Consider the following 24186-nt stretch of genomic DNA (forward strand, 5'->3'; position numbering starts at 1 on the left):
CTTAATTGGTTTCAGTTAAATAGCTGACAGGTTTATTTACCGCAACTTTTGTGCCACCGAAGTTTTGATCTACATACTGTTTCACCGCTTCAGTGTGATAAAGCTCACCGACTTTTTTCAGGATCGGGTCATCTTTACGTGCTTCTGCAACTGCCAATACGTTGACGTTCAGCTTGGTGCTCTGGTCAATTGGTTCGTAGAAGATTGAATCTTTCAGTACGTTTAAACCGCCTTCCATCGCTAGGGTATTGCCTAGCACAATGGCATCCACTTCATCTTTAACACGAACGGCTGTCGCCATTTGAATTGGCTTGATCACAATTGCTTTGGCATTTTCAGTAATGTCATTTGGAGTGCCCGTTGCAGGAGAGAAGTCTGCTTTCAGCTTGATCAGACCTGCAGATTGCAATAACAGCAAGGCACGCGCTTCATTGGCTGCATCATTCGGAATAGCAATGGTCGCGCCGTTCTGGAACTCTTCCACTTTTTTCACTTTGCTTGAGTAAATACCCATTGGCTCAAGATAGGTGGTCGAAACCGGCGCAATCTTCTGCTCATTGTTGGCATTGTAAGCCACCAGATAAGCATAAGACTGGAATGCGTTCACATCAATTTCATTGTTTGCCACAGCGGTGTTCATTGAAACGTAATCGGTGAAGTTTTTCACTTCCAGCTTGATACCCGCCGCTTCAGTTTCAGGCAAAGTCGCAATATAGCGCCAGATGTCAGCATCGGAACCGGTAGATGCCATGGTGACGGTTTGTACAGTTGCAGCATCAGTTTGTGCGGCGTCAGTTGCCGGCGTTTCCTGTTTTGCACAGCCAGCTAAACCAACAGAAAGACCTAGAACCAGGCCAAGGAACTTTTTCATGTGTCCATCCCAAATAAAGTGAAGCAGCCAGGCTGTTACTTTATTGATAATTTTAAGCGCCGGGGTTTCACTTGAGCCGAAAGAGGCGAGATTCAAGTCCGTCCAGTGCGCGAATTCGTTTAGGCTTTTAGCTATCTGCTGTATTTTTCAATTGACTTTAAAAGCGCTTAAAGCCATGTAATTGAAAACTTTATTTTTAGAAGATAGCGAAAAAATGGTCTACATCATAACAATAAATTGATATACAAAATAGTGTATAGAAACTAGACCTTTAGCCGTATTCTTGCATAAGTAAAGTTCATAAAATAAGAAAAGAATAAATAAATCAATTTACTATTTTGAATTGAAAGGGCTAAATCTATGAAAAAATCTTATAGATGTTTATATAAAAAATTATACAATCTAAATCGTAAAAATAGATATAGCACAGATGGGGTAGGATGATAGATCTTTATAATGATTATTTCCTTCAATCCTATGACAGTTTTCATCCAAACTTGAGATTTTTAATGCGCTTGCAGATAGCTTTGGCGATCAATTTGATAGAGCACATGCATGAGTAAAGGATGATCTGCCGGCACCAGCGGATGCGCAAAGGTTTTGACTTTGCTTAAGCCAATTTTTTGCATGACTTTTTCCGAGGGCGTGTTGAGCACGGTAGTAAAGGAAACTACGTTGTCCAGCTGTAGCTCACGAAAAGCATAATCCAGTACGGCTTTTGAGCCTTCGGTGGCATAACCGTTGTGCCAGTATTGCTTGGCTAGTCGCCAGCCAATTTCAATACATGGGGCAAAATCATAGTGTTCTAGATGCTGATGTAAACCAATAAACCCGATAAATTCACCGCTACTTTTTAGTTCGACAGCAAACAGGCCCCAGCCGTGTGTGGCAATAAAATTCTGGATGCGTTGCATAAAAGCCAGACTTTGCTGCTCGGTCAAGGGATTGAGGAAATAACGCATGACTTCAGGGTCGGCACACATTTGGATAAATGGGGCAGCGTCGCTGTCTTGCCATTGGCGGAGGATCAGGCGAGGGGTTTGCAGGTGGATTTTCATGTTAAAACGATTAATAAGCTCTTGATGCATCATAAATGCATTTATCAAGAAAAGAATGATAATTTCCGTAATGAGATAAGACATGAAATCCCTTCTGCCTTTAGGGTGAGGGTTTTCACCTCTCCCTGACCCTCTCCTGAGAGGAGAGGGAAAATTTAGAAGCATAAAAAACCCCGCACTCAGCGGGGTTTTTTTACTTAATCAATCTAAGAGAGAATTAAGCATTTTCACGCGCAATCGCACGGTAACCAATATCTTTACGATATTGAACGCCGTCGAAGGTTACTTTTTGGCAAAGTTCTAAAGCTTTTGCTTGTGCTTCACCAATGGTGTTGCCTAGTGCAGTTACGCAAAGTACACGACCACCAGCAGTGACAATCTCACCATTTTCATTGGCTTTAGTACCGGCATGGAACACTTTGGCATCGGTCATTTCGGTGTTTAGACCAGAAATCACATCGCCATTGCTAGACGTTTCTGGGTAGCCTTTAGATGCTAAAACAATACCGACAGTCTTACGCTCATCCCATTCAGCTTCTGCTGGCAAGTTACCTGCAATACCAGCCTCAACCAGATCAACCAAAGATGATTTTAAACGCATCATGATCGGTTGAGTTTCAGGATCACCGAAACGACAGTTAAACTCGATTACCTTTGGTTGACCTTGTTCATCAATCATCAAGCCAGCGTACAAGAAACCGGTGTATACGTGACCATCTGCTTTCATACCGTCAACGGTTGGGCGCATTACTTCTTTCATCACGCGCTCAAATACGTCTGCAGTCACCACAGGCGCAGGAGAGTAGGCACCCATACCGCCTGTGTTTGGACCTTGGTCGCCTTCAAAAATACGTTTATGGTCTTGAGAAGTGGCCATTGGCAAGATGTTGTCGCCATCAATCATACAAATGAATGATGCTTCTTCACCTGCAAGGAATTCTTCGATGACTACGCGAGAACCGGCATCACCAAATTTGTTGCCTGCCAGCATGTCATCAATGGCTGCAAATGCTTCTTCGTTGGTCATCGCCACGATTACGCCTTTACCTGCAGCAAGACCATCCGCCTTGATCACAATCGGCGCACCATTTTTTTCAACAAAGGCTTTGGCTGCATCAACTTCAGTGAATACGTCATAGAATGCAGTTGGAATGTTGTGGCGTTTTAAGAAATGCTTGGCAAATGCTTTAGAGCCTTCAAGCTGTGCCGCAAACTTAGTTGGACCCCAGATTTTTAAACCTGCTTCACGGCAAGCATCCACCACACCATTGACCAGCGGTGCTTCAGGACCAACCACGATTAAATCTACCGCATTGTTTTTTACAAAGTCGATAATCGCCGCATTGTCTAAAATGCTTAAATTGATGTTTTCACATTTAGCTTCGGTTGCTGTACCTGCGTTGCCTGGTGCAACAAAAACTTTAGCAACTTTTTCATCTTGTGCGATTTTCCATGCCAATGCATGTTCACGACCGCCATTACCCAAAACTAAAATGTTCATTTAAAAAATCCCTCAAAATTGAATCCCTCCCAACCTCCCTTTAAGAAAGGGAGGGGAATCGCGAAAAACACTGTTCTCTTACGCGAAAAGTCCCCCTTTTTACAAAGGGGGATTTAGGGGGATGATTAAATACGACTTCTAATTAATTTAGTTAATTAGTGACGGAAGTGACGCATGCCAGTGAACACCATGGCAATACCAGCTTCGTCAGCTGCTGCAATGGTTTCTTCATCACGCATAGAACCACCCGGCTGGATAATGCATTTGATCCCTGCTTTCGCAGCGTTATCAATACCATCACGGAACGGGAAGAATGCGTCAGATGCCATCACTGCACCTTCAACCACGAGGCCTGCATGTTCAGCTTTAATTGCTGCAATACGCGCAGAGTTTACACGGCTCATTTGGCCTGCGCCCACACCGATGGTTTGACGGTTTTTCGCATACACAATCGCGTTAGACTTCACGTATTTCGCCACTTTCCAGGCAAAGATCATGTCGTCAATTTCTTGCTCGGTTGGAGCACGTTTGGTCACCACTTTAAGATCATCTTTGGTGATCATGCCCAAATCTTGGTCTTGCACCAGCAAACCACCGTTGACACGTTTGTAGTCCATTTGTGGCGCACGTTCGTCAATTGCTGGTAATTCGCCACAGACCAGTACACGTACGTTTTTCTTCGCGCCAGTCACGTCCAAAACACCTTCAGCAACGCTTGGTGCAATAATCACTTCAACGAATTGACGGTCAACAATGGCTTGTGCAGTTGCAACGTCTAATTCACGGTTGAATGCAATGATGCCACCGAATGCAGATTCAGGATCGGTTGCATAAGCCAAGTCGTAAGCTGCTTGAATGCCGTCTAAAGATACCGCAACACCACATGGGTTGGCGTGTTTTACGATCACACAAGCAGGTTTCGCGAATGATTTCACGCATTCAAGCGCAGCATCAGTGTCGGCGATGTTGTTATAAGAAAGTTCTTTACCTTGCAGCTGTTTAGCTGTTGAAACAGATGCTTCAGTTGCCGCTGGGTCTACATAGAATGCAGCAGATTGATGCGGGTTTTCACCGTAACGTAAATCTTGTGCTTTGTTCAATTGTGTATTGAACGTACGCGCAAATTTGTCTGCTTCGCCTTGTTCTTTACCTACGCGAGCGCCTAAGTAAGATGCGATCATGCCGTCGTATTGTGCAGTATGTTCAAATGCTTTCACTGCCATGTCAAAACGGGTTGCGTATGACAGGCTGCCTTCAGCTTTAAGCTCGGCAATAACAGTCGCATAGTCAGATGCGTTGACGACGATACCGACAGACGCATGGTTTTTCGCCGCAGCACGAACCATGGTTGGACCACCGATGTCGATGTTTTCAATCGCATCTGGCAGGGTGCAGTCAGGTTTTGCAACCGTTGCTGCAAATGGATAAAGGTTCACTACCACCAAATCGATTGCATCGATGTTGTGTTCTGCCATTACAGCTTCGTCTAGACCGCGACGAGCCAGAATGCCGCCATGAATTTTAGGATGTAAAGTTTTTACACGACCATCCATCATTTCTGGAAAACCGGTGTGCTCTGAAACTTCAACTACAGCGATATTGTTGTCTTTAAGCAACTTATATGTACCGCCTGTAGATAAAATTTCTACCCCAAGAGCCACTAGATTTTGTGCAAATTCAACAATTCCAGTTTTGTCAGAAACAGAGATTAAAGCGCGTTTAATAGTCATGATTTTCGTCACAGTTATCAAAAAACAGATTAAAACATTAGCAAAATGCGGTTAAAAAAAATGCCCACGAAAGCCGCGAGCATTTTATCATTTATTCACTCATTAAACCGTGAGCTTTTAACTTTTTACGTAAAGTACCACGGTTTAAGCCTAGAATCTCGGCAGCACGTGTCTGGTTACCACGTGTATATTCTAGAACTACAGATAAAAGAGGTTTCTCCATTTCTGCTAGCACCATGTCATACACCTGAGAAGGTTGCTCGCCTTGCAATTGAGCAAAGTAATGGCGAACTGCGCGATCAACGTGGATACGAAGAGCGACATCAGATTGTGCAGTAAAAATAGGAGATTTGCTATTCATGCGAATTAATCCGAAAAATCAGATATCACTTGGGTAAAGTGATATATAAATGTGGTCTATAAATAAATGAACCCCGTTTTAGATCCTAAAACGAGAGTTCTAAAACTGGAACATTTAGCTTGCCACAACTCACAGCGCTGGTCGAAAAATAAGCGTAACAATAGATTAATAATTGTTACAGACCAAAAATCGAAACGAAAAAACCTGCTCAATACGCGTTATTGAAAATAAGGCGCATTCTGCGAGTTTCTATTTGTTTTGAATTACTGAGGAGTATGCAGCACTAAGCTTACGTGGCGCGTATCATACCATTGTCTTAGAAAAAGTGAGCAAGAAAACTGCACTTTTTTTACATTTTTTTTTAATTTTTAAGGCTTGATAATTTCTAAATTATAGGTATCAAAGCTTTTTCGGGTCACTGGCAGCTGAATTTCAAACTTGAATGGGGTATTTTTTGGAATCCGCTCAATGCTGGCCAGACTTTTAATTAAATACTCTTTCGGTTCGAGTACATAGGACGCCACTTCTTCATTATCATCTTTTAAGGTGATTTTCAGTTTTGGCAATACCAAACTCTTGTCATGAAAATTGATCAGCTCGCCGGAGAACAAGGTATGTTCATGGTCATAGCGTTTCACCCGCACACGGTTAATTGAAATCAGGCTGTACTGCTTTTCAAAGGTTTCACAGTTAAACAGCTGGCAGACCCCGTTAAAAGCCACAGTCAGGGCAGGGCTGTTGTTCATGAATTTCGGGTTAAACCATAGAATCTGGAAAATCAGCAAACCGACCAGACTAAAATTGACAATACCCCACAGCGTGTAATAGCCCGCACCATGTTTCTTGCGTTCTTGCTGCAGTTCATTTTCAGACAGATTCATCGAGGGAATACTGGCAATCGGTTCGGTGCTGAAATAATTCAGATTGTTTAAGTAGGTCTTTAAATCAATATTGGAATGTTCAACCTTACGGTCAAAAATATCCAGCAGATGGGTTTCATGTGTGTCGTCAAAAGCCAGACCATGATCGGCCAGAACCGGCGAACTGACCTGTCCACCAGTAAAACCGTTGTATTCGAGCTGGGTTGGCGCAGGCTTTGGCTGCACCAGATGCGAGAGTGCATTAAAGGTAGAGGCACATTTGGGACAGCAAACCATGCCCTGAGCCACTGTAAGCTGTGCAACAGAAACTTTATAGGTGGTTAAACACTCGGGGCACTTGGTCTGCTTTTCACTCATAAGATCTATAGAGGTTGATTAATGCGGCTGGCGCTTCCCGGAAATTCGGCACCAGTTTTCTTCACGTTTTTCGACCTCTAATATATCAAAAAATTCAGAATAAACACTAGAAACTTCAGCAACTTGCTCTTCGATTACACCTGCAAGTGCGAACTCTCCCTCAGATTTGGTTAAAGTTGCGAATTCAGGCGCAAGCATCATTAACGGGCCAGCCAGAATGTTGGCAACCAGTACATCGGCTTTCTGATCTTTTAAGGTTTCATTAAACTCTTCAGGCAGACCGACAAACAGACGATCCAGTACGCCATTCAATTCAGCATTTTGCTGGGTGGCTAAAACCGCTTGTGGGTCAATATCAGTGGCATAGACTTTTTTCGCACCTAAAAGTAGGGCAGCAACACCTAAAATGCCAGAACCGCAACCATAGTCGATGACGATTTTATCTTTAACATCGGTTTTACCTAACCATTGCAGGCACAGGAACGTTGAGGCATGGTTACCGGTACCAAAGGCCAGACCCGGATCCAGTTTAATATTCACCGCATCTGCTTCAGGGGGCTCTAGCCATTCCGGTACAATCCAGAATTTTTCAGCAATCTGGATTGGCTCGTAATAATCCATCCATGAGCGTTCCCAGACCTGATCTTCCAGGAATTCGCTACGCATTGGTGCATCTGGCAGTTGAGTGCGAATGAAAGTTTCCAGCGCAGCCACATCAATTTCTTCGTTTTCGTCCTGTGCATAAATACCGGTCACAATCACCTTGTTCCACAGCGGTGTTTCGCCTGGAAGTGGTTCAAGCAAGTCCTGATTTTCAGCATCATCCAGCGTTACACTCACGGAGCCAAGTGAGCTGAGTAATGTTTCAGTAAAGTCGACTTGAGCTTGATCAACAGTAATATGTATTTGTAACCACTTCACAGGAATAACCTAATTTGTTTTTTCAAAAGGATATTGTAGCGGAAGGCAATCGGTTTCGCCTACCAATGTACAAAATAAAAAGGATGCCAGCGCGACATCCTTGGGTGAAAAAAGTGCTTAACTGTTTGCCACCACAGGCTTGGGTTCAGCAATCGGTACAAAGCGGTTTAATAACATGCCGAAGATGGCAGCGAAGATATACATGAAAATAGAATAGACTGCCGCCGGCATGGCCACGGTTGAACTGGCCATAACGGTTAAGGCAATGGTCATGGCAAGCGTGCTGTTATGAATCCCGATTTCAAAGGCACTGGCGCGGGCCTGGGCGCTATTAATCCCAAACAGGCGTGGGACGAAGTAACCAATCACCAGACTGGAAATACAGAACAGTGCGGTAGCCAGGCCAATATCACCAATATAATTCAGGATATTGTGTCGCTCCTGCACAATGGCCCCAATGATAATTAAAATCAGAAAGATCACTGCAAAAATCCGTAAGGGCTTGTTCAGTTTCTCGGTCAGTCGCGGGGCATAATGACGAATTAGCATACCAATAATCACCGGCACAATAATAATCCCGAATACCTGCAAGATTTTACTGAATTGCAGGCCAATGCTTTGGTCAGCCTGTAAAAAGTGGGCAATTGCGAAATTGACGATAATGGGTAAGGTCAGTGCTGCAATCACCGAGTTAATTGCGGTTAAGGTAATGTTGAGCGCCAGATCACCCTTAAATAAATAACTGAACAGGTTGGCGGTACTGCCACCCGGCGAAGCAGCCAGTAGCATCATGCCGACGGCCAGTAACGGCGGTAGTGCCAGAATTTTACATAATAAAAAGGCTATCCCGACCAGCAGTACCAGCTGGCAAAATAGTGCGACCAGGACTGCTTTGGGGTGTTTGGTAACGCGTGCGAAATCTTTGGGCGTGAGTTCCAGCCCCAGCCCAACCATAATAATGGCCAGCGCCAAGGGCAGCATAACGGTAATAATGCCTGAATCCATATGACCTTCCTGTCAAATTTATCCTTGTGAGAAAAGACAGTTGCTTCATGCAAAATATCTTTTACTGTTTATTCAAATTACTCTATGACTTTCTGTTTTACCGAATTTAACGGCATTCGTCTAGCCAGTAAATGTCCAAAGATCAAGGCAAACATATACATGAAGATGGTGTAAATGGCGGCAGGAATGGCAATCTGGGTGCTTTGTAGTACCGACAGTGCCAGGGTTAAAGACAGCGCGGTGTTATGAATACTCATAAAGAAACCGCAGGAGCGCGCCTGCTGTTCGGAAATGTCCATCAGCTGTGGCAGCACATAACCGGCCACCAGACTGACAAAAGCATACAGGGCGGTGGCCAGTCCAACCTGTTCCATATACTGCGCCAGCTGATAGCGCTCCTGAAAGAGCGCGAAAAAGAACAGGGCAAAAATAAAATATACCGACATGCGCCGAATCGGTTTACTCAGCCGTTTGGCCAGCTCTGGAAAAGACGAGCGAATGGCCATTCCCAGACAGACTGGTACTAAAATTAGCAGGAAGGTATAGGCAATCCGTTCAATTGGCATGTTGATTTCGGTCTGATCGGCCATGAAATAGCGCATGGCAATGCTAATGATAAAAGGCAGGGTGAAAATGGCCATCACCGAATTGATGGCGACCACGACAATATTCAGGGCTACATCGCCTTTATAGACATAACTGAACAGGGCAGAGGTGGAACCACTAGGGGTAGCTGACAGCAGCATCAGGCCCACCGCCAGCAAAGGAGGCAGTTCTAAAAACAGGCAGAGAATAAATGCCAGTCCAACCAGCAAGACCTGCCGGGTAAACAAGGCAATAAAAATGACTTTCGGTTGCTGATTGACCCGAATAAAATCTTTAGGGCTGAGTAGCAAGCCCAAACCCATCATTAATACCGCCAAGGTTAGCGGTAGAAAGAAGGTAAAAATGCCGCTTTGCATGGCATCATCCTATTTAATTCTTATTTTCCCCAGTTTCAGTGTAATTGAGTTGAGTTTTAAATCAACCATAAAAATAATAAAAACAGCCATTTACTTGGTAATAAATGGCTGTTTTCTTGATAGAGTTCACATATTTTGGCTAGATGTGAATCGGGTTGGAGTTTACATTTGAGCAGGACGCGGCGGGGTAAATCCAAGGGCACATTTACCACGAACTTCTGCACCGGAAATGGTTGCCGTGGTTGCATTCATGTCTTGGCCACAGGTGGTATACAGTGCAGCTTCATCACCCTGAATATCGAGTTTTCTGTCTGCCGGGAAGAACTGTGGCTGGCAGGTACCGTTCCAGATAATGCCACGATAGGCAAAGCTGACCGCAGCACCTTGAGATTTGCCTTTACAGACATTCTGATAGCGCTGTGAATCGTACACTTTTTCAACTTTGTCATTTGCCTGTACAGCTGCAAATGGAGATAAACATAAACCGCAGAGGATGGATGAGAGGAGTATCTTCTTATTCATAATTCGTACCTGTGCTTGTTTGTAATGAGTACATGATTTAGGATAAAAAATAATCAAAATAAAACAACCTATATCTGGTTAATTTTTAATATGAAATGTTTTTATTTGCAGTATATCTGCAACGTTCATTTACATTGCCAGCCAATCAATCAGGTGAAAAACCACGAGAAAATCCAAATAAAATTGACTTAATCTGTCAACTTATACGCCGGCTTTTGCTATAATATTCTGTCATTTCTTTTTATCTCTCAATTTACCACTATGCATTATCCTAAAGTTTACGATGTCATTGTTATCGGCGGCGGTCACGCGGGTACGGAAGCGGCTTTGGCTGCGGCGCGGATGGGTCGACAAACCTTGCTCTTAACTCATAACATTGAGACTTTGGGGCAGATGAGCTGTAACCCGGCCATTGGTGGTATTGGTAAATCGCATCTGGTGCGTGAAATTGATGCCTTGGGCGGTGCGATGGCGCTGGCTGCCGATAAAGGCGGGATTCAATTCCGTATTCTGAACTCGCGTAAAGGTGCTGCAGTGCGTGCCACACGTGCGCAGGCTGATCGGGTTCGTTATAAAGCCGCGATTCGTGAAACGCTTGAGAACCAAGCAAACTTGGATATTTTCCAGCAAGCGGCGGATGACCTGATTGTAGAAGGCGATACCGTTAAAGGTGTGGTCACCCAAATGGGCATTCGCTTTGATGCCAAAACGGTAGTATTGACTGCCGGGACCTTCCTGGGTGGTGTGATTCACGTCGGTCTGGAAAAATCCAGCGGTGGTCGTGCCGGTGATCCACCCTCTATTTCTCTGGCACACCGTTTACGTGAATTGCAGCTGCCGGTGGGCCGTTTAAAAACCGGGACTCCACCGCGTATTGATGCACGTTCAGTCGATTTCTCGGTGATGACCCCGCAGCCGGGTGATTTCCCATCTCCAGTGATGTCATTTATGGGCGATGCCTCGATGCATCCTGAACAGGTCAACTGTTATATCACCCATACCAATGAAAAAACCCATGACATTATCCGTGGTGGTTTGGATCGTTCGCCAATGTATACCGGCGTGATTGAAGGGGTAGGTCCACGTTACTGTCCTTCGATTGAAGATAAAATTCACCGTTTTGCCGACAAGGATTCGCATCAAGTGTTCTTGGAGCCTGAAGGTTTAGATACCCATGAGTTGTATCCAAACGGGATTTCAACGTCACTGCCATTCGACGTGCAGTTTGAACTGGTGCGCTCAATCCGCGGTATGGAAAATGCGCATATTCTGCGTCCGGGTTATGCGATTGAATACGATTATTTCAACCCGCAAGCGTTGAAATTCACTTTGGAAACCAAAGCGATTAATAACCTGTACTTTGCCGGTCAAATCAACGGTACCACCGGTTATGAAGAAGCTGGTGCGCAAGGTCTGCTTGCAGGTTTGAACGCTGCACGCCGTGCCTGGGATCAGGAACAGTGGACGCCAAAACGTGATGAAGCGTATATGGGCGTACTGGTTGACGACCTGATTACCTTGGGAACCAAAGAACCGTACCGGATGTTCACCTCACGTGCCGAATACCGTTTAATGCTGCGTGAAGATAACGCAGATCAGCGTTTAACCGCGATTGGCCGTGAACTGGGTCTGGTGGATGATGCACGCTGGAATGCTTACTGTGAAAAAATGGATGCAGTTGAGCGTGAGAAAGGCCGTTTACAGCACTTGTGGGCTGCGCCAAATAACCCGATGGGTAAAAAATTCGTTGAAATGACGGGTGCAGACCTTTCTAAAGAGTGTTCTGCAATTGACCTGCTAAAACGTCCAAACATCACTTTTGCGCAAATTGCCGAACTGACTGGTTCAGAAGTATCGCAGCAAGTCGGTGACCAGATTGAAATTGCGGTGAAATACGAAGGGTATATCAACCGTCAGCATGAAGATGTAGCACAGATGAAACGTCTGGAAGAAACCAAAATCCCGGCTGATTTTGATTATGACGGCGTATCCGGTCTGTCGCGTGAAATCACCATGAAGCTGAAACAGGTATTGCCGGAAACTCTAGCGCAGGCCAGCCGTATTCCGGGCGTGACCCCTGCGGCGGTACAGCTGGTGATGATCACCATCCGTAAAAATGCCCAAGCCCGTAAATCTGCTTAAAAGATCCTAATTTGTGAGAAAGCCCGCGGTTGAGATCGCGGGCTTTTTTATGTGCTGAATAAATAAAGTGGAAATTGAGTTTAAGAAAAAAACAGATTTAAGCTGCAGATCTTATGATTTCACAGATGATGTTGGAAGCGTTACAGTCATCTTATCCAAACAGAGAGGAGTACACGATGACCTTAAAAACCATTCGTTATAATACGGCTGAATTGGCATGCTAACAGTAATCGCATCCTGTTCAACTTCCCTAAAAATCAGCAGCGATAACAAAAAAATTGAAAAAATGATAAGCAAATGTTAGGTCCCGGACTTGGGACCTTTTTTATTCATTGACTTGATGCACAGCGTCAGACACTTCTGCCGGTTCAATCTGTACCAGTTTTTTGCCAAAACTGCGCAGCCACCACACCAGTTGCGAGGTAAATGGTACATTGGAAATGACCTGATACAAGCCATTGTCCAGCTGGATAATCTGCTGGTCTTTGCTTAAACGGGTTTCTTCAAAATAATGCGCATCGGCTTCTGACATGGTCAGTTTCAACTCGATATTTTCAGTCGGCTTGCTGTAATCGACTCTAAAGCCCAGCGCGCCGGATTCAATATAGGCATCAATATCAAAATTAACCGGATGCAGGGCGCGGGAATTTAATACCTCCGCCGATTTAAAGCGATGCAGGGCAAAGGTCTGAATATCGGTTTTGTCGTGTCGGGTGCAAATCAGATAAATCACTGCACCTTTTTGTACCAGCGCCAGCGGATTCAGAATATAGGTCTTTTCTTCCGAAGCGGTGGTACGTGGATGGTAAACACATTCCAGCTGTTTATCCTGCAATAAGCCTTCATAAATGGCCTGTTGTGCGCTTTTATCGACCACTGGCGGAATCAGCGGCTGAATGGCCGGCACAATCCGCACCCGGTTAATCCACTGGCGGACATTGTTCTGGGTCGACAGGCTGCGCCGTGCCAGATCAAACCACGGAGTCATTTCCTCAATCAGGCTAGGTGGTAACAGATGTTTGAGATGTTCTTCCACCATCATAAAGGTGACTGCCTGTGAGCTGGTCATGTGCGGCAGGCTTTGTAGCGGTGCATCGGAGCGCCAGCGCCAGCCTTGCGGGACGGTGCCATTATTTTCAATCGGGAAGCGCTGCGAAATCTGGTTTAAATCACGCTGGATGGTACGTAGGCTGATATCAATGCCTTCACGTTGCAGAATTTCCTGTAATTCACGGGTGCCCATCCATTTTCCGGTAGAAAGGCGGGACAGGATTTGCCACTGGCGATAGAGGCTATTGGACGTTTCTTTTTCTTGTGTCGACATATTGGAATCAGCGCTGAGATAAATATTGGAGAGTACATGGCTATAGTCCACACAATAAGAAATGTCATGCTTTTTGGCAAGTGGCAGGCACGAGGTCTGGCGATAAATTGATACAAGATGAAGCAAAATAAGATTTGTTTTATCTGTACAGATCGGCGATAAAGAAAGAGTGAATGCTAAGTCACAATTATTGGCACTGGAATTGCTTATATAAAATTAGAAAGGATAACAATGATGAGGTTTGTATGCTGAAAGAAAATCAAGATACAAATTCAATAGATACAATAACATCAGACCATCTTTTAGAGCGGGTGCAGGTCTCGGTGACCGATATTTCGCTGCCGCAGCAAAAATCATCTGTATTATTCGAACAATTGAAATCTGAATTTTTTAATGAATTGTCGGGCGAACAGAGCCTTGCCGATAGTGCCGCGCAGAAAATCGAACAATGGCTGACCCAGCACAGTTTAGAAGAACTGACAGCACTGAATGATGCCGCCAAAGCACATTTTCTGTATCAGGGAATTACCTTTACCGTGTATGGCGATCAGGAAGGCACCGAGCGCACCATTCCTTTTGATATTATTCCGCGAGTTATGGCCCGGCAGCAATGGAATACAGTGGCCTTGGGCTGTGCCCAGCGTACCCGGGCGCTAAATCTGTTTTTACATGATATTTATCATCAACAGGATATTCTAAAAGCCGGTATCGTACCGGAACTGCAGGTGCTGACCCACGAAGCCTATCAGCCACATATGCTTGGTCATGGTCTGAAGGGTAAGGTCTATAGTCAGATTAGTGGCATTGACATTATTCGTGATCAGCACGGTGAATTTTTTGTGCTGGAAGACAATTTAAGAACGCCATCGGGTGTGTCTTATATGCTGGAAAGCCGTAAGATTAGCCAGAAACTGATTCCCCAGCTGTATCAGCAGAATAATATTCAGGGCATCGAGCATTATCCGCAGCTTTTAAAAGAAATTCTGGCCGAAAATGCCTATGTCGATCAGCCTTTTATTGTGGTGCTGACACCGGGGCGCTATAACAGTGCCTATTATGAACATGCATTTTTAGCCCGTGAGATGGGTGTACCTTTGGTAACATCGAGTGACCTGTTTGTATTAAATGACAAGGTTTATGTGAAAACGGTGCGGGGCAAACAGCAGGTTGATGTAATTTATCGCAGGGTAGATGATGCATTTTTAGACCCGCTCTGTTTCAGACCGGACAGCACCCTGGGTGTGCCGGGCCTGATGTCGGCCTATTTACAGCATCACGTCGTCATCGCCAATGCGCCGGGTACCGGGGTGGCCGATGACAAATCCATTTATCCTTATGTCGATAAAATGATTCATTTCTATTTGGGTGAACAACCAATCTTAAATAATGTCCCGACCTATCAATGCCGCGAAGCAGATGATCTGGCCTATGTGCTGGAACATCTGGAACAGTTGGTGGTGAAAGAAGCACAAGGTTCAGGTGGATATGGCATGCTGATTGGTCCTCAAGCCTCCGAGGAGCAACTGGCCGAGTTTAAAATGAAAATTCTGGCCGCACCGCAAGCCTACATTGCCCAGCCGACCCTGAATCTGTCGGTGAGTCCGACCTTAACCGAACAGGGCATTGCCGAACGGCATATTGATTTACGTCCTTTTGTGCTCAGCTCGCCTTATCGTACTGAAATTGTTCCCGGTGGCTTAACCCGTGTGGCCATGCAGGCCGGTTCGCTGGTGGTCAATTCATCTCAAGGTGGTGGCATTAAAGATACCTGGGTGGTTGATCCCTTACATTCATAACAACTCCCAAGGAGAATCATGTGATTTTACTGAGTCGTAATGCACAGCAGATTTTCTGGTTGGGTCGTTATTTGACCCGCATCCAGTATTTATGCAGTCAGTTTCCATTTAAATATAATGATGATGCCTTGCAGTATGCACACGCCTTCTGTTTGCCAGCCTTTGATGCGGCATCTTTAAATGAGCTGATTCTAAATCCGGAACAGCCCGCCTCTTTTCATCAGCAGTTTCAGTATGCCAAAGATAATATTCAGGATTTACGCGGGGTCTTGTCGGCACATGCCTATGCCGAATTAAACCAGTACATTAAAAATGCCAAAGAAAATCCAGCCTATATCTGTGATGTAGTTGGAGATTGTCATGAAGTCTTAGAAGCTGAAGCATCTGATATTTTCCTGTTCTTTAAACTGGGCCAGCATCTCGAGCAACTGGACCGGCAATTGCGCTTAAAGCAGGATATTCAGGGCACGGTCTATTATATTGAAGTGGTGGTGGGATTATTGACCCAAGCCGGCTGGGATTCTTTATCCGAAATCTGGATGAAGCTGAAGCAGCAGCCCGACAGCATGCATTTTTACCAGTTTAGTGACCATATCCAGCAACTGTTCGAGGCCGATGCATGAGGCTCATGATTAATCACCAGACCCATTATCATTATTCGGCACCGGCCTGTAACAGTATTCAATATATTAAAATGACCCCGCCGAACAATGCCCATCAACAGGTTCATCATTGGGCGATTAGTGTGCCAGGGGAATCCGAGATTAAACAGGATGCTTTTCAGAATATCTGGATGACCAGCACCCAGCGCTTTAGCTATCAAAGTCTGAGTATTATGGCGCAGGGCATTGTCGAGTTGCGTCCGCAGATGCGATGGGGCCTGCAAGATCAGCTGAATCCCTATCTATTTTTACAACCAACAGCCAGCACGCTGTGCAGCCCTGAAATGCAGTGTTTTGCACGGCAGTATGTGTTGCAGGTGAATCGTGACAACCTGATCCGTTTGTCAGAAGCGATTTTAAGCCATATGCCATACCGTCCGGCCCAAACTTCGGTGCAGACCACCGCCATTGAAGCCTTTCAGGCCAAACAGGGCGTCTGTCAGGACCATGCCCATGTGCTGATTGCCATGTGTAAATCTTTAGGCATCCCGGCACGTTATGTTTCCGGTTATTTATATAGCAGCAACAGTTCACATCTTGCCAGCCATGCCTGGGTAGAGGTATTTTTAGAACAGCACTGGTACTGTTTTGATGTCAGCAATCTGGCTTTTCAGCCAGACTCGCATGTCTATCTGGCCGTCGGGCGGGATTATTGGGATGTGGCGCCGGTCCGTGGCGTAAGAGAAAAAGGCGGCATCGAGCACATGCAGACCATGGTGCAGGTTCTGGCCTGCTAAGTAATGGATGACAATTAAAAGGATAAAGCTATGACGTATTGCTGTGCGCTGCGTTTAAAAGATGGTCTGGTGTTTATTAGTGATTCGCGTACCAATGCCGGGGTCGATCACATTTCGGTATTTCGCAAGCTGTATACCTTTGGCGTGGAAGGTGAGCGCCTGATTACCATTCAGACCTCGGGCAACCTGGCGACCACGCAGGCAGTCATCGGGCATTTAAAAAATCATCTGACTTTAAACCAGGAACCGCATTTATATAGTGTCAAAACCATGTTTGAAGTGGCAGAATTGGTGGGTTGTTTGCTGAAAAAAGTCATTCAGGATGTTACCGACGATAAAGACGAGCAGCATAATTATTATTGCAATTTGCTGGTGGGCGGGCAGATTAAAGGCGAGCCGATGCAGCTGTATCATATTTATCCGCAAGGCAATTTTATTTGCGCCACGCGTGATACGCCGTTTTTCCAGATTGGAGAAAGCAAATATGGCAAACCAATTCTTGACCGGGCCTTACGCTATGATATGTCGCTGGAAGATGCCTTACGCTGCGGCCTGATTTCTTTTGATTCCACTTTACGTTCCAATGTGTCCGTGGGTATGCCACTGGACTGTATGGTTTATCATAAAGACAGCCTGCATATTCCTTTGGGCAAACGTATTTGCGAAGAAGACCCGTACTTTGAATATATCAGCAAGCAGTGGTCCGATACCTTAAGACGCGGGTTGCAGGAATTGCCGGTGCCAACCGAAGATTATTTGACTTAAAAGCTCAGTCCCTTTATTTTAATCAAGTTTTCCTTGAATGATAAATCCTTAAGAAAATCAAAAAATATTCGTACAGATCATGATGAGGACTTGAATATGTTTCAGCTTTGCTATGCCAGCCAGAGTACCTCGACGGCTGAAAATTTACTGCAAGATTTACGCAATATTCTGATCGAAGCGCGCAATGCTAATACCCAGCATCAGGTATCGGGTGTGCTGTGCTATGCAGAGGGTTATTTTTTTCAATGTCTGCAAGGTGATGAACAGGCCGTTCAGGAAATTTTTGCCGGGATTGTTGGTGATCCGCGTCATCAGAATATCCAGATTTTTACCGAGAATCATGTTGCCCAGCAGCGTTTTCAGGATTGGGCCATGAAATATGTGATGCGTAATAGCGAGATCAAAGCCTATTTTCAGCAACTCGGTCATGCGCAATTTTTACCGCATCAATTAAATGCCACACAGGTTGATGGATTGCTTCAGGTGCTATATGAGGCGCTAAATCATTCGGTGGTAGATGAGGTGGCTTAAATCTGCTGCCTGCGTTATAAAAAGAATAAAAAAAGAACCTCCATTGAGATTCTCTTTTATTGAAAAGATTAAATAACTTTACGGTCCGGACGCTGGGTTAAACGGCACAACAGCTCATAACCAATGGTGCCATTGGCTGCTGCGACATCATCCACTAATCGTTGCTTACCCCAAAGCTCGACTTCCGTGCCTAACTGAACATCCAATCCAGTTACATCAATAGCAATCATATCCATGGCAACACGACCGACTACAGCTGCTTTTTGGCCTTTAATGGCGACAAAATTCTGCGCAAAGAAGGCACGTGGATAGCCATCACCGTAGCCAATGGACACAATAGCCAGTTGCATAGCTTTATCGGCAGTAAAGGTCGAGCCATAACCAACCTGTTCACCGGCCTGAATCTCATTTAAGGCAATAATTTCTGCGCTAAAGGTCATCACCGGTTTTAAATCTAGTGCATAAATATCTCGGTCTGCAAACGGAGTTGCGCCATAAAGCATGATGCCGGGACGGACAAAATCAAAATGCAGTTCCGGATATTTATAAATAGCAGCAGAATTACAGCACGAAGCTAAAATCGGTGCGCAGTCGTTTTTTACTTTCAGAAACTGACGGATCTGTTCATCATTCAGTGGATGATCAGCATCTGCATTGGCAAAGTGCATCGCCAGAACACAGGTAAAGCCGGCCGATTTTAATTGCTGAATGACCTCTTTAATCACCTCAAGTTTAAAGCCCAGACGGTTCATGCCGCTGTTGAGCTTAACCCAGACTTTCAGATTTTTAGAGATATAGGCATCTTTGTGCGCAATGAGCCATGCAACCTGTTCAGGCTGATGCACCACAATCTCGATATTCCGTTCAATGACAATTGGCATTTCATCTTTAGTGAACACGCCTTCAATCAGGGTGATGGGTTGCTGGAACCCCAGTTCACGAATTTCCAGTGCTTCTTGTAAACAGGCGACACCAAAGGCATCGCTGTCTTGTAAGGCTGCTAAGCAGTCTTTAACGCCATGTCCATAAGCATTGGCTTTGACCATACTGACAATTTTGGCAGTTGGGGCAAGTTGTCTGACACGGTTTAAATTATATTGAAGCGCAGCGCGATCAATATAAACTGTAGCTTGGCGCACCCTTATTTACTCCTACAGGGTCATGGAAAGGCAATGATGGCTGAATTATTCATCATCATCGTACTGAGCATAAAACTCAGGGGAAAGGTTACTAAAGCGGGTGTATTGGCCTTCAAACGCCAGACGCACGGTGCCAATCGGGCCGTTACGCTGTTTACCAATAATAATTTCGGCAGTACCGGCTTCTTTAGATTCCTTGTTATAGACCTCATCACGGTAAATGAACATGATCAAGTCGGCATCCTGCTCAATCGCACCCGATTCACGAAGGTCGGACATTACTGGGCGTTTGTTGGGACGGTTTTCCAGCGAGCGGTTGAGCTGGGAGAGGGCAATGACCGGACACTGCATTTCTTTGGCTAAGGCTTTCAAGCTACGCGAAATTTCTGAAATCTCGCCGACACGGTTATCGCCCATGCCCGGTACCTTCATCAGCTGCAAATAGTCGACCATGATACAGCCGAGTTTGCCGCCGTGCTGTTTGGCAATCCGGCGCGCACGCGAACGTACTTCGGTTGGAGGGAGCGCTGATGAGTCATCAATGTATAAATGCTTTTCTTGTAGCTGTAAAATGGTGCCGGTGACTTTGGACCATTCATCGCCGCTGAGTTTGCCGGAACGTAAATTCCCCTGATGCACTTTGCCATACGAGGAAATCAGACGCATGGCAATTGAATCGGCTGGCATTTCCATGGAGTAAACCAGCGCCGGCAGGTCGTTATTGAACAGTACACTTTCAACCAGGTTCATGGCAAAGGTGGTTTTACCCATTGACGGACGGGCCGCAACAATAATCAGGTCGCCAGCTTGCATCCCCGAAGTTTTATTGTCCAGCTCGACAAAGCCGGTGGTCAGACCGGTAATGTTGCCATCCATTTGCGACAGTTCATTTAACTTGTCGAAGACATCGGCCACGACGGTATTAATGGCTTTCGGACCGGCATTTTTCTTGTTGTTATTGTGCTGCTCGGCAATCTGGAAAATATTGGTTTCAGCGAGGTCTAGAATTTCACTGACAGTGCGGCCTTTGGTGTCATAGGCATTTTGCAGAATTTCCGAGCTGACTTTAATCATGTTTCTTAAGGTCGCAAACTCTTTAATTTTAGCCGCATAAGTTTCCAGGTTATAGAAACTCGATGGTGAATCGGCCATCAGCTGCATGAGATATTCTTCACCACCAATGGCATCAAGCAGATTGTGCTTGATCAGCCAGTCATTGACCAGAACGGCATCATAAGGGGAGTTTTCTTTGGCCAGGGTATCAATGGCACGGTAAATATATTTGTGTCGCGTGGCGTAGAAATCGGATTCCTGTAATACATCTCCGACCTGTTCCAGTGATTCGGCCACGGTCATGAGGGCAGCCAGAACGGCCTGCTCAATGGCCAGGTTATGCGGCGGGGTGCGAAACTCTTTGAGCGCACCGGAATCGTTGCTGGAACTCTCTGTTTTGACTGGAGTTGGTTTGGTGTTGGCCAGCGCCTGTGACATATAATTCCCTGATTTTAATACGATGAATACCAAATAAAACCGGTGGTCTTATAGCATGAATTCAATAAACGGTGTAACCACAAATCATACGCGCTCTGGCAAAAAAAGCGAGCAGATTTTAAGAACGGATAGCTTACAAAAAGGTGAGGAGATTTTTACAGAAATAAAAAAAGAGCATGCCAAGGCATGCCCTTTTTTCTTGCGAGAAATTACTCAGATACGATAGTAACGAGAACTTCAGCAACAACATCATGGTGCAATTGGATTGCGATGTTGAATTCACCAGTGTGACGAAGCGCACCGTTTGGTAAACGAACTTCTGAACGGTCTACTTCTAAACCAGCGTTCGTTAACGCGTCAGCGATGTCACGAGTACCGATTGAACCGAATAATTTACCTTCATCACCCGCTTTCGCAGTGATTACGATATTTACTTCGTTCAGTTGGTCAGCACGTGCTTGAGCAGCAGCCAATACTTCAGCTTCTTGCTTCTCAAGTTCAGCACGACGAGCTTCAAAAGCAGCAGTGTTTGCTTCAGTCGCAGCAACTGCTTTACCTTGAGGGATAAGGAAGTTACGGCCGTAACCAGCTTTAACTGATACTTTATCGCCTAATTTACCAAGGTTTTTAATGCGTTGTAATAAGATAATATCCACAGCTCAACCTCACTTATGATTGTCAGTGTAAGGGATCAACGCTAAGTAGCGAGCTTGTTTGATCGCAAGCGCTAATTGACGTTGGTAACGAGCTTTAGTACCTGTAATACGGCTAGGAACGATCTTGCCGTTTTCAGTGATGTACTGTTTTAAAGTATCGATATCTTTGTAGTCGATGTACGTAACGTTCTCAGCTGTAAAGCGGCAGAACTTGCGACGACGGTAAAAACGTGCCATTGATGTTCTCCTTATGCTTCAGCAGAGTCTTGGTTAACTTGTTGTGCTTCTTCACGTTGAGCTTTACGCGCACGTTTTTCTTCAGCACTCTTAGCCAGTAAAGACTCTTCAGTGATAGCGTTTTCACGACGGATGATTAAGCTACGAAGGATCGCGTCGTTATAACGGAACAATTCTTCAAGTTCATCAAGAGTCGTTTGACCACATTCAACGTTCATTAAAATGTAGTGCGCTTTGTGAATTTTGTTAATTGGGTAAGCCAATTGACGACGGCCCCAATCTTCTAAACGGTGAATTTGACCTTCAGCTTCTTTGATGTGAGTCAGGTAACGTTCTACCATACCCACAACTTGATCGCTTTGGTCTGGGTGTACCAAAAGTACGATTTCGTAGTGACGCATTGTCAGCTCCTTACGGTTTATGCAGCCCCTGACCAAATAGCCAGAAGCAAGGAGTCACAACCAGGGTTGTGTCGCAAAATTGCGAAGCGTGAATTTTAGTGCTTTTGCTAACGAAATACAAGCCATTGAACAAAGAGCTTGATCACTTATTTCAACAAAAGAGTGAGGTGGGGAATTATGGTAATAAGCTTACTAATAGAGAGTAAGTATCTATAAATCAGAAAAAGAGATCGAAGAAAAGAAAACTGGAATTAGAAGGGGAGTCCCATCTTAAAAGATAGAGAGGGCTCTATCTTTTAAAAGAGGATGATTGAATTTGCAGGAGCTTGCGCAGTAATGCTGAAGCTTAAACTGATCACGGTAATTAAAATTACAGAGAACAGGAACAAGCGTTTTGCCCACAGCTGATCATTTTCTGCTTTAAAGCCGAGGATGGCAATGTACAGCCAGTAAATACACAGGGCATTTAAAATCAGCAGATATAACCAGTTGGCATATCCAAATACAAATAAGGCATTCATGACCACTGTAAACAGAATCACATAAATTAGCGACTCTACTTTGGTGCGATACACAGAACGCGCCACAGGTAAAATTGGAATACCTGCATTTTTGTAGTCATCGAAGCGGTAAATGGCAATCGCCCAGGAATGCGGCATTTGCCACAGTGCATAGCCCAGAAAAATAAGCAGGGCAGCCAGGTCAAACTGGTTTGCAACCGCAGTATAACCAATAACCGGTGGGCTTGCGCCCGAAATACTACCAATAATGGTCTGATGAATGGTGGTGCGTTTGGTCCATAAGCTATAAAAGCCGACATAAACTACAAAACCAATCACGGCAAAAAGGAAAGCGTACGCATTTACCCCAAACCATAAAATGCTAAAACCCAGTACACCCAGCACTAAAGCAAACGCTAAAGCAACCGGAACTGAAATGGTTTTTTTTACCATCGCACGATTTTGTGTACGTTGCATTTTTTGGTCGATGTCTTGGTCAATTACGTTATTAACCACACATCCAGATGCCACTACCAGGGTAGTGCCCAGAAGGGTAAGAAGCAGGAGAAGGAAATCTACAGAACCTTGAGTGGCTACAAAGTAGCCACCCAAAGTGGTAACGAAGTTACCGAAGAGAATTCCTGGCTTAGTCAGGAATAAATACTTTTTCAGCATGACAACCAGTTTAGATCATCATGTTGTAGTGAAGGTAGTTCATAATCCATACTGAACCCACTAACAGAATAGCGATACAGAGGATTGTATAAATAAACGCAATCACGTTCCAGCGTTGTTCTGAAGACGAGTTCATGTGCAGGAAGTAAACTAACTGTACAAGAACCTGAGCAACCGCAGTAATCGCAATAACTGTGACCAGCAGACCGCGGCTAAAACCACCTGCCATAACCATACCAAAAGGAATAACGGTTAAAATAACAGACAGGATAAAGCCAACAGAGTACTGCTTGAAGTTACCGTGTGATGCGCCAGCAGCGTTGTGATCGTGACCCATTATAGAACTCCCATCAAGTAAACGACGCTGAATACACAGATCCATACGATGTCAAGGAAGTGCCAGAACAAGCTTAGGCAAGCAAGACGACGCATGTTAGGTAGAGTCAAACCATATTTCTTGATTTGAATCATTAACACGATCATCCATACCAGACCAGAAGTAACGTGAATACCGTGCGTACCAACTAAAGTAAAGAACGCAGATAAGAACGCACTAACGCTTGGGCCATGACCAGCGTGAACTAAATGATTGAACTCATATAGTTCCATGCCAATAAAGATCGCACCGAAGATCCATGTGATGCCTAACCAAGTTAAAACTTTAGCAACATCTTTTTTGTATGCAGCCAGAACTGCAAAACCAAAGGTTACTGAAGAGATCAGCAGGGCGAAGGTTTCAGTTAAAACGAAACCTAAAGACTCGCCAAAAAGATCTTTTGCACTTGGAGTACCAACTGGAACGTGGCTGCTTAATACAGCGAATGCAATGAAGAGTGTACCGAAAATGATCAAGTCACTCATCAAGTAAGTCCAGAAACCAAAGACAGTGATGTCAGTATCATCGTGATGATGATGCTCATCGTGTCCGTGGTTGTCGTGATGAAGTACCTCAGCCATTGTC

General features: G+C 44.9%; 25 protein-coding genes. 6 read left to right on the top strand and 19 right to left on the bottom strand.

Going from position 1 to position 24186, the window contains the following annotated elements; genetic code table 11:
- Position 1: 1 nt before the first annotated feature.
- The 10 genes from FTT89_RS11545 to FTT89_RS11590 all read right to left on the bottom strand — a co-directional run bounded on the left by FTT89_RS11545 (position 2) and on the right by FTT89_RS11590 (position 10169).
- Entirely contained in the window at positions 2-871 is an 870-nt protein-coding gene (locus FTT89_RS11545; RefSeq protein WP_005178787.1) for a MetQ/NlpA family ABC transporter substrate-binding protein, read from the bottom strand.
- Between the two features lie 506 nt (positions 872-1377).
- On the bottom strand, positions 1378-1929 hold the full coding sequence (locus FTT89_RS11550) for a GNAT family N-acetyltransferase (RefSeq protein ID WP_075174398.1): 552 nt from the start codon (positions 1927-1929) through the stop codon (positions 1378-1380).
- A 217-nt stretch (positions 1930-2146) separates the two neighbouring features.
- On the bottom strand, positions 2147-3430 hold the full coding sequence (gene purD, locus FTT89_RS11555) for a phosphoribosylamine--glycine ligase (RefSeq protein ID WP_180006364.1): 1284 nt from the start codon (positions 3428-3430) through the stop codon (positions 2147-2149).
- A 155-nt stretch (positions 3431-3585) separates the two neighbouring features.
- On the bottom strand, positions 3586-5160 hold the full coding sequence (purH, locus tag FTT89_RS11560; RefSeq protein ID WP_180172860.1) for a bifunctional phosphoribosylaminoimidazolecarboxamide formyltransferase/IMP cyclohydrolase: 1575 nt from the start codon (positions 5158-5160) through the stop codon (positions 3586-3588).
- Between the two features lie 91 nt (positions 5161-5251).
- On the bottom strand, positions 5252-5521 hold the full coding sequence (gene fis, locus FTT89_RS11565; RefSeq protein ID WP_001086304.1) for a DNA-binding transcriptional regulator Fis: 270 nt from the start codon (positions 5519-5521) through the stop codon (positions 5252-5254).
- Between the two features lie 368 nt (positions 5522-5889).
- Positions 5890-6759, bottom strand: a complete 870-nt coding sequence (locus FTT89_RS11570) for a DUF3426 domain-containing protein (RefSeq protein ID WP_104491618.1) — start codon at positions 6757-6759, stop codon at positions 5890-5892.
- A gap of 18 nt (positions 6760-6777) precedes the next feature.
- Positions 6778-7680: a 50S ribosomal protein L11 methyltransferase gene (prmA, locus tag FTT89_RS11575; RefSeq protein WP_180006363.1), complete on the bottom strand. Its 903-nt coding sequence runs from the start codon at positions 7678-7680 to the stop codon at positions 6778-6780.
- Positions 7681-7797: 117 nt separating this feature from the next.
- Entirely contained in the window at positions 7798-8685 is an 888-nt protein-coding gene (locus tag FTT89_RS11580; protein WP_016659105.1) for a bile acid:sodium symporter family protein, read from the bottom strand.
- Positions 8686-8762: 77 nt separating this feature from the next.
- Positions 8763-9647, bottom strand: coding sequence for a bile acid:sodium symporter family protein (locus FTT89_RS11585; RefSeq protein WP_168398731.1), 885 nt, complete (start codon positions 9645-9647; stop codon positions 8763-8765).
- A gap of 162 nt (positions 9648-9809) precedes the next feature.
- Complete coding sequence (locus FTT89_RS11590; protein ID WP_045794918.1) at positions 9810-10169, bottom strand: hypothetical protein; 360 nt, start codon at positions 10167-10169, stop codon at positions 9810-9812.
- A 261-nt stretch (positions 10170-10430) separates the two neighbouring features.
- On the opposite strand from FTT89_RS11590, the gene mnmG reads away from it, so the two are divergent.
- Positions 10431-12311: a tRNA uridine-5-carboxymethylaminomethyl(34) synthesis enzyme MnmG gene (gene mnmG / locus FTT89_RS11595; RefSeq protein ID WP_016659103.1), complete on the top strand. Its 1881-nt coding sequence runs from the start codon at positions 10431-10433 to the stop codon at positions 12309-12311.
- Positions 12312-12636: 325 nt separating this feature from the next.
- Here the strand turns inward: mnmG and FTT89_RS11600 are convergent, their stop codons facing one another.
- The gene (locus FTT89_RS11600) at positions 12637-13635 is read right to left on the bottom strand and encodes a YafY family protein (protein ID WP_016659102.1); all 999 of its coding nucleotides are present in this window, start codon (positions 13633-13635) and stop codon (positions 12637-12639) included.
- A 245-nt stretch (positions 13636-13880) separates the two neighbouring features.
- On the opposite strand from FTT89_RS11600, the gene FTT89_RS11605 reads away from it, so the two are divergent.
- From FTT89_RS11605 to FTT89_RS11625, 5 genes are all read left to right on the top strand, one after another.
- Positions 13881-15431: a circularly permuted type 2 ATP-grasp protein gene (locus tag FTT89_RS11605; RefSeq protein WP_016659101.1), complete on the top strand. Its 1551-nt coding sequence runs from the start codon at positions 13881-13883 to the stop codon at positions 15429-15431.
- Between the two features lie 20 nt (positions 15432-15451).
- Complete coding sequence (locus FTT89_RS11610; protein WP_045794921.1) at positions 15452-16054, top strand: alpha-E domain-containing protein; 603 nt, start codon at positions 15452-15454, stop codon at positions 16052-16054.
- Positions 16051-16830, top strand: coding sequence for a transglutaminase family protein (locus FTT89_RS11615; protein WP_005178754.1), 780 nt, complete (start codon positions 16051-16053; stop codon positions 16828-16830). Before FTT89_RS11610 ends, FTT89_RS11615 begins: the two co-directional genes overlap by 4 nt.
- A 30-nt stretch (positions 16831-16860) precedes the next feature.
- On the top strand, positions 16861-17595 hold the full coding sequence (locus FTT89_RS11620; protein WP_005178750.1) for a proteasome-type protease: 735 nt from the start codon (positions 16861-16863) through the stop codon (positions 17593-17595).
- Between the two features lie 96 nt (positions 17596-17691).
- Positions 17692-18126: a BLUF domain-containing protein gene (locus tag FTT89_RS11625; protein ID WP_016659098.1), complete on the top strand. Its 435-nt coding sequence runs from the start codon at positions 17692-17694 to the stop codon at positions 18124-18126.
- Positions 18127-18194: 68 nt separating this feature from the next.
- On the opposite strand, the gene alr is transcribed toward FTT89_RS11625, so the two are convergent.
- The 8 genes from alr to cyoC form a co-directional block, all read right to left on the bottom strand.
- Positions 18195-19265: an alanine racemase gene (gene alr / locus FTT89_RS11630; protein ID WP_180061418.1), complete on the bottom strand. Its 1071-nt coding sequence runs from the start codon at positions 19263-19265 to the stop codon at positions 18195-18197.
- Between the two features lie 45 nt (positions 19266-19310).
- A complete protein-coding gene (gene dnaB, locus FTT89_RS11635; protein ID WP_180061419.1) occupies positions 19311-20756 on the bottom strand; it encodes a replicative DNA helicase in 1446 nt (481 codons plus the stop codon).
- 209 nt (positions 20757-20965) lie between these two features.
- Entirely contained in the window at positions 20966-21412 is a 447-nt protein-coding gene (rplI, locus tag FTT89_RS11640) for a 50S ribosomal protein L9 (protein ID WP_005178742.1), read from the bottom strand.
- Positions 21413-21421: 9 nt separating this feature from the next.
- Positions 21422-21649, bottom strand: coding sequence for a 30S ribosomal protein S18 (rpsR, locus tag FTT89_RS11645; RefSeq protein WP_004719336.1), 228 nt, complete (start codon positions 21647-21649; stop codon positions 21422-21424).
- Between the two features lie 11 nt (positions 21650-21660).
- Complete coding sequence (gene rpsF / locus FTT89_RS11650) at positions 21661-22050, bottom strand: 30S ribosomal protein S6 (protein ID WP_005178734.1); 390 nt, start codon at positions 22048-22050, stop codon at positions 21661-21663.
- A 296-nt stretch (positions 22051-22346) separates the two neighbouring features.
- Positions 22347-23225: a heme o synthase gene (gene cyoE / locus FTT89_RS11655; protein ID WP_180061420.1), complete on the bottom strand. Its 879-nt coding sequence runs from the start codon at positions 23223-23225 to the stop codon at positions 22347-22349.
- Between the two features lie 10 nt (positions 23226-23235).
- The gene (locus FTT89_RS11660) at positions 23236-23565 is read right to left on the bottom strand and encodes a cytochrome o ubiquinol oxidase subunit IV (protein ID WP_171065104.1); all 330 of its coding nucleotides are present in this window, start codon (positions 23563-23565) and stop codon (positions 23236-23238) included.
- Positions 23562-24182, bottom strand: a complete 621-nt coding sequence (gene cyoC / locus FTT89_RS11665; RefSeq protein ID WP_005178726.1) for a cytochrome o ubiquinol oxidase subunit III — start codon at positions 24180-24182, stop codon at positions 23562-23564. Before cyoC ends, FTT89_RS11660 begins: the two co-directional genes overlap by 4 nt.
- Positions 24183-24186 lie beyond the last annotated feature (4 nt).

The sequence above is a fragment of the Acinetobacter sp. YH01025 genome, assembly GCF_013420185.1.
Taxonomy (GTDB): Bacteria; Pseudomonadota; Gammaproteobacteria; order Pseudomonadales; family Moraxellaceae; genus Acinetobacter; species Acinetobacter indicus.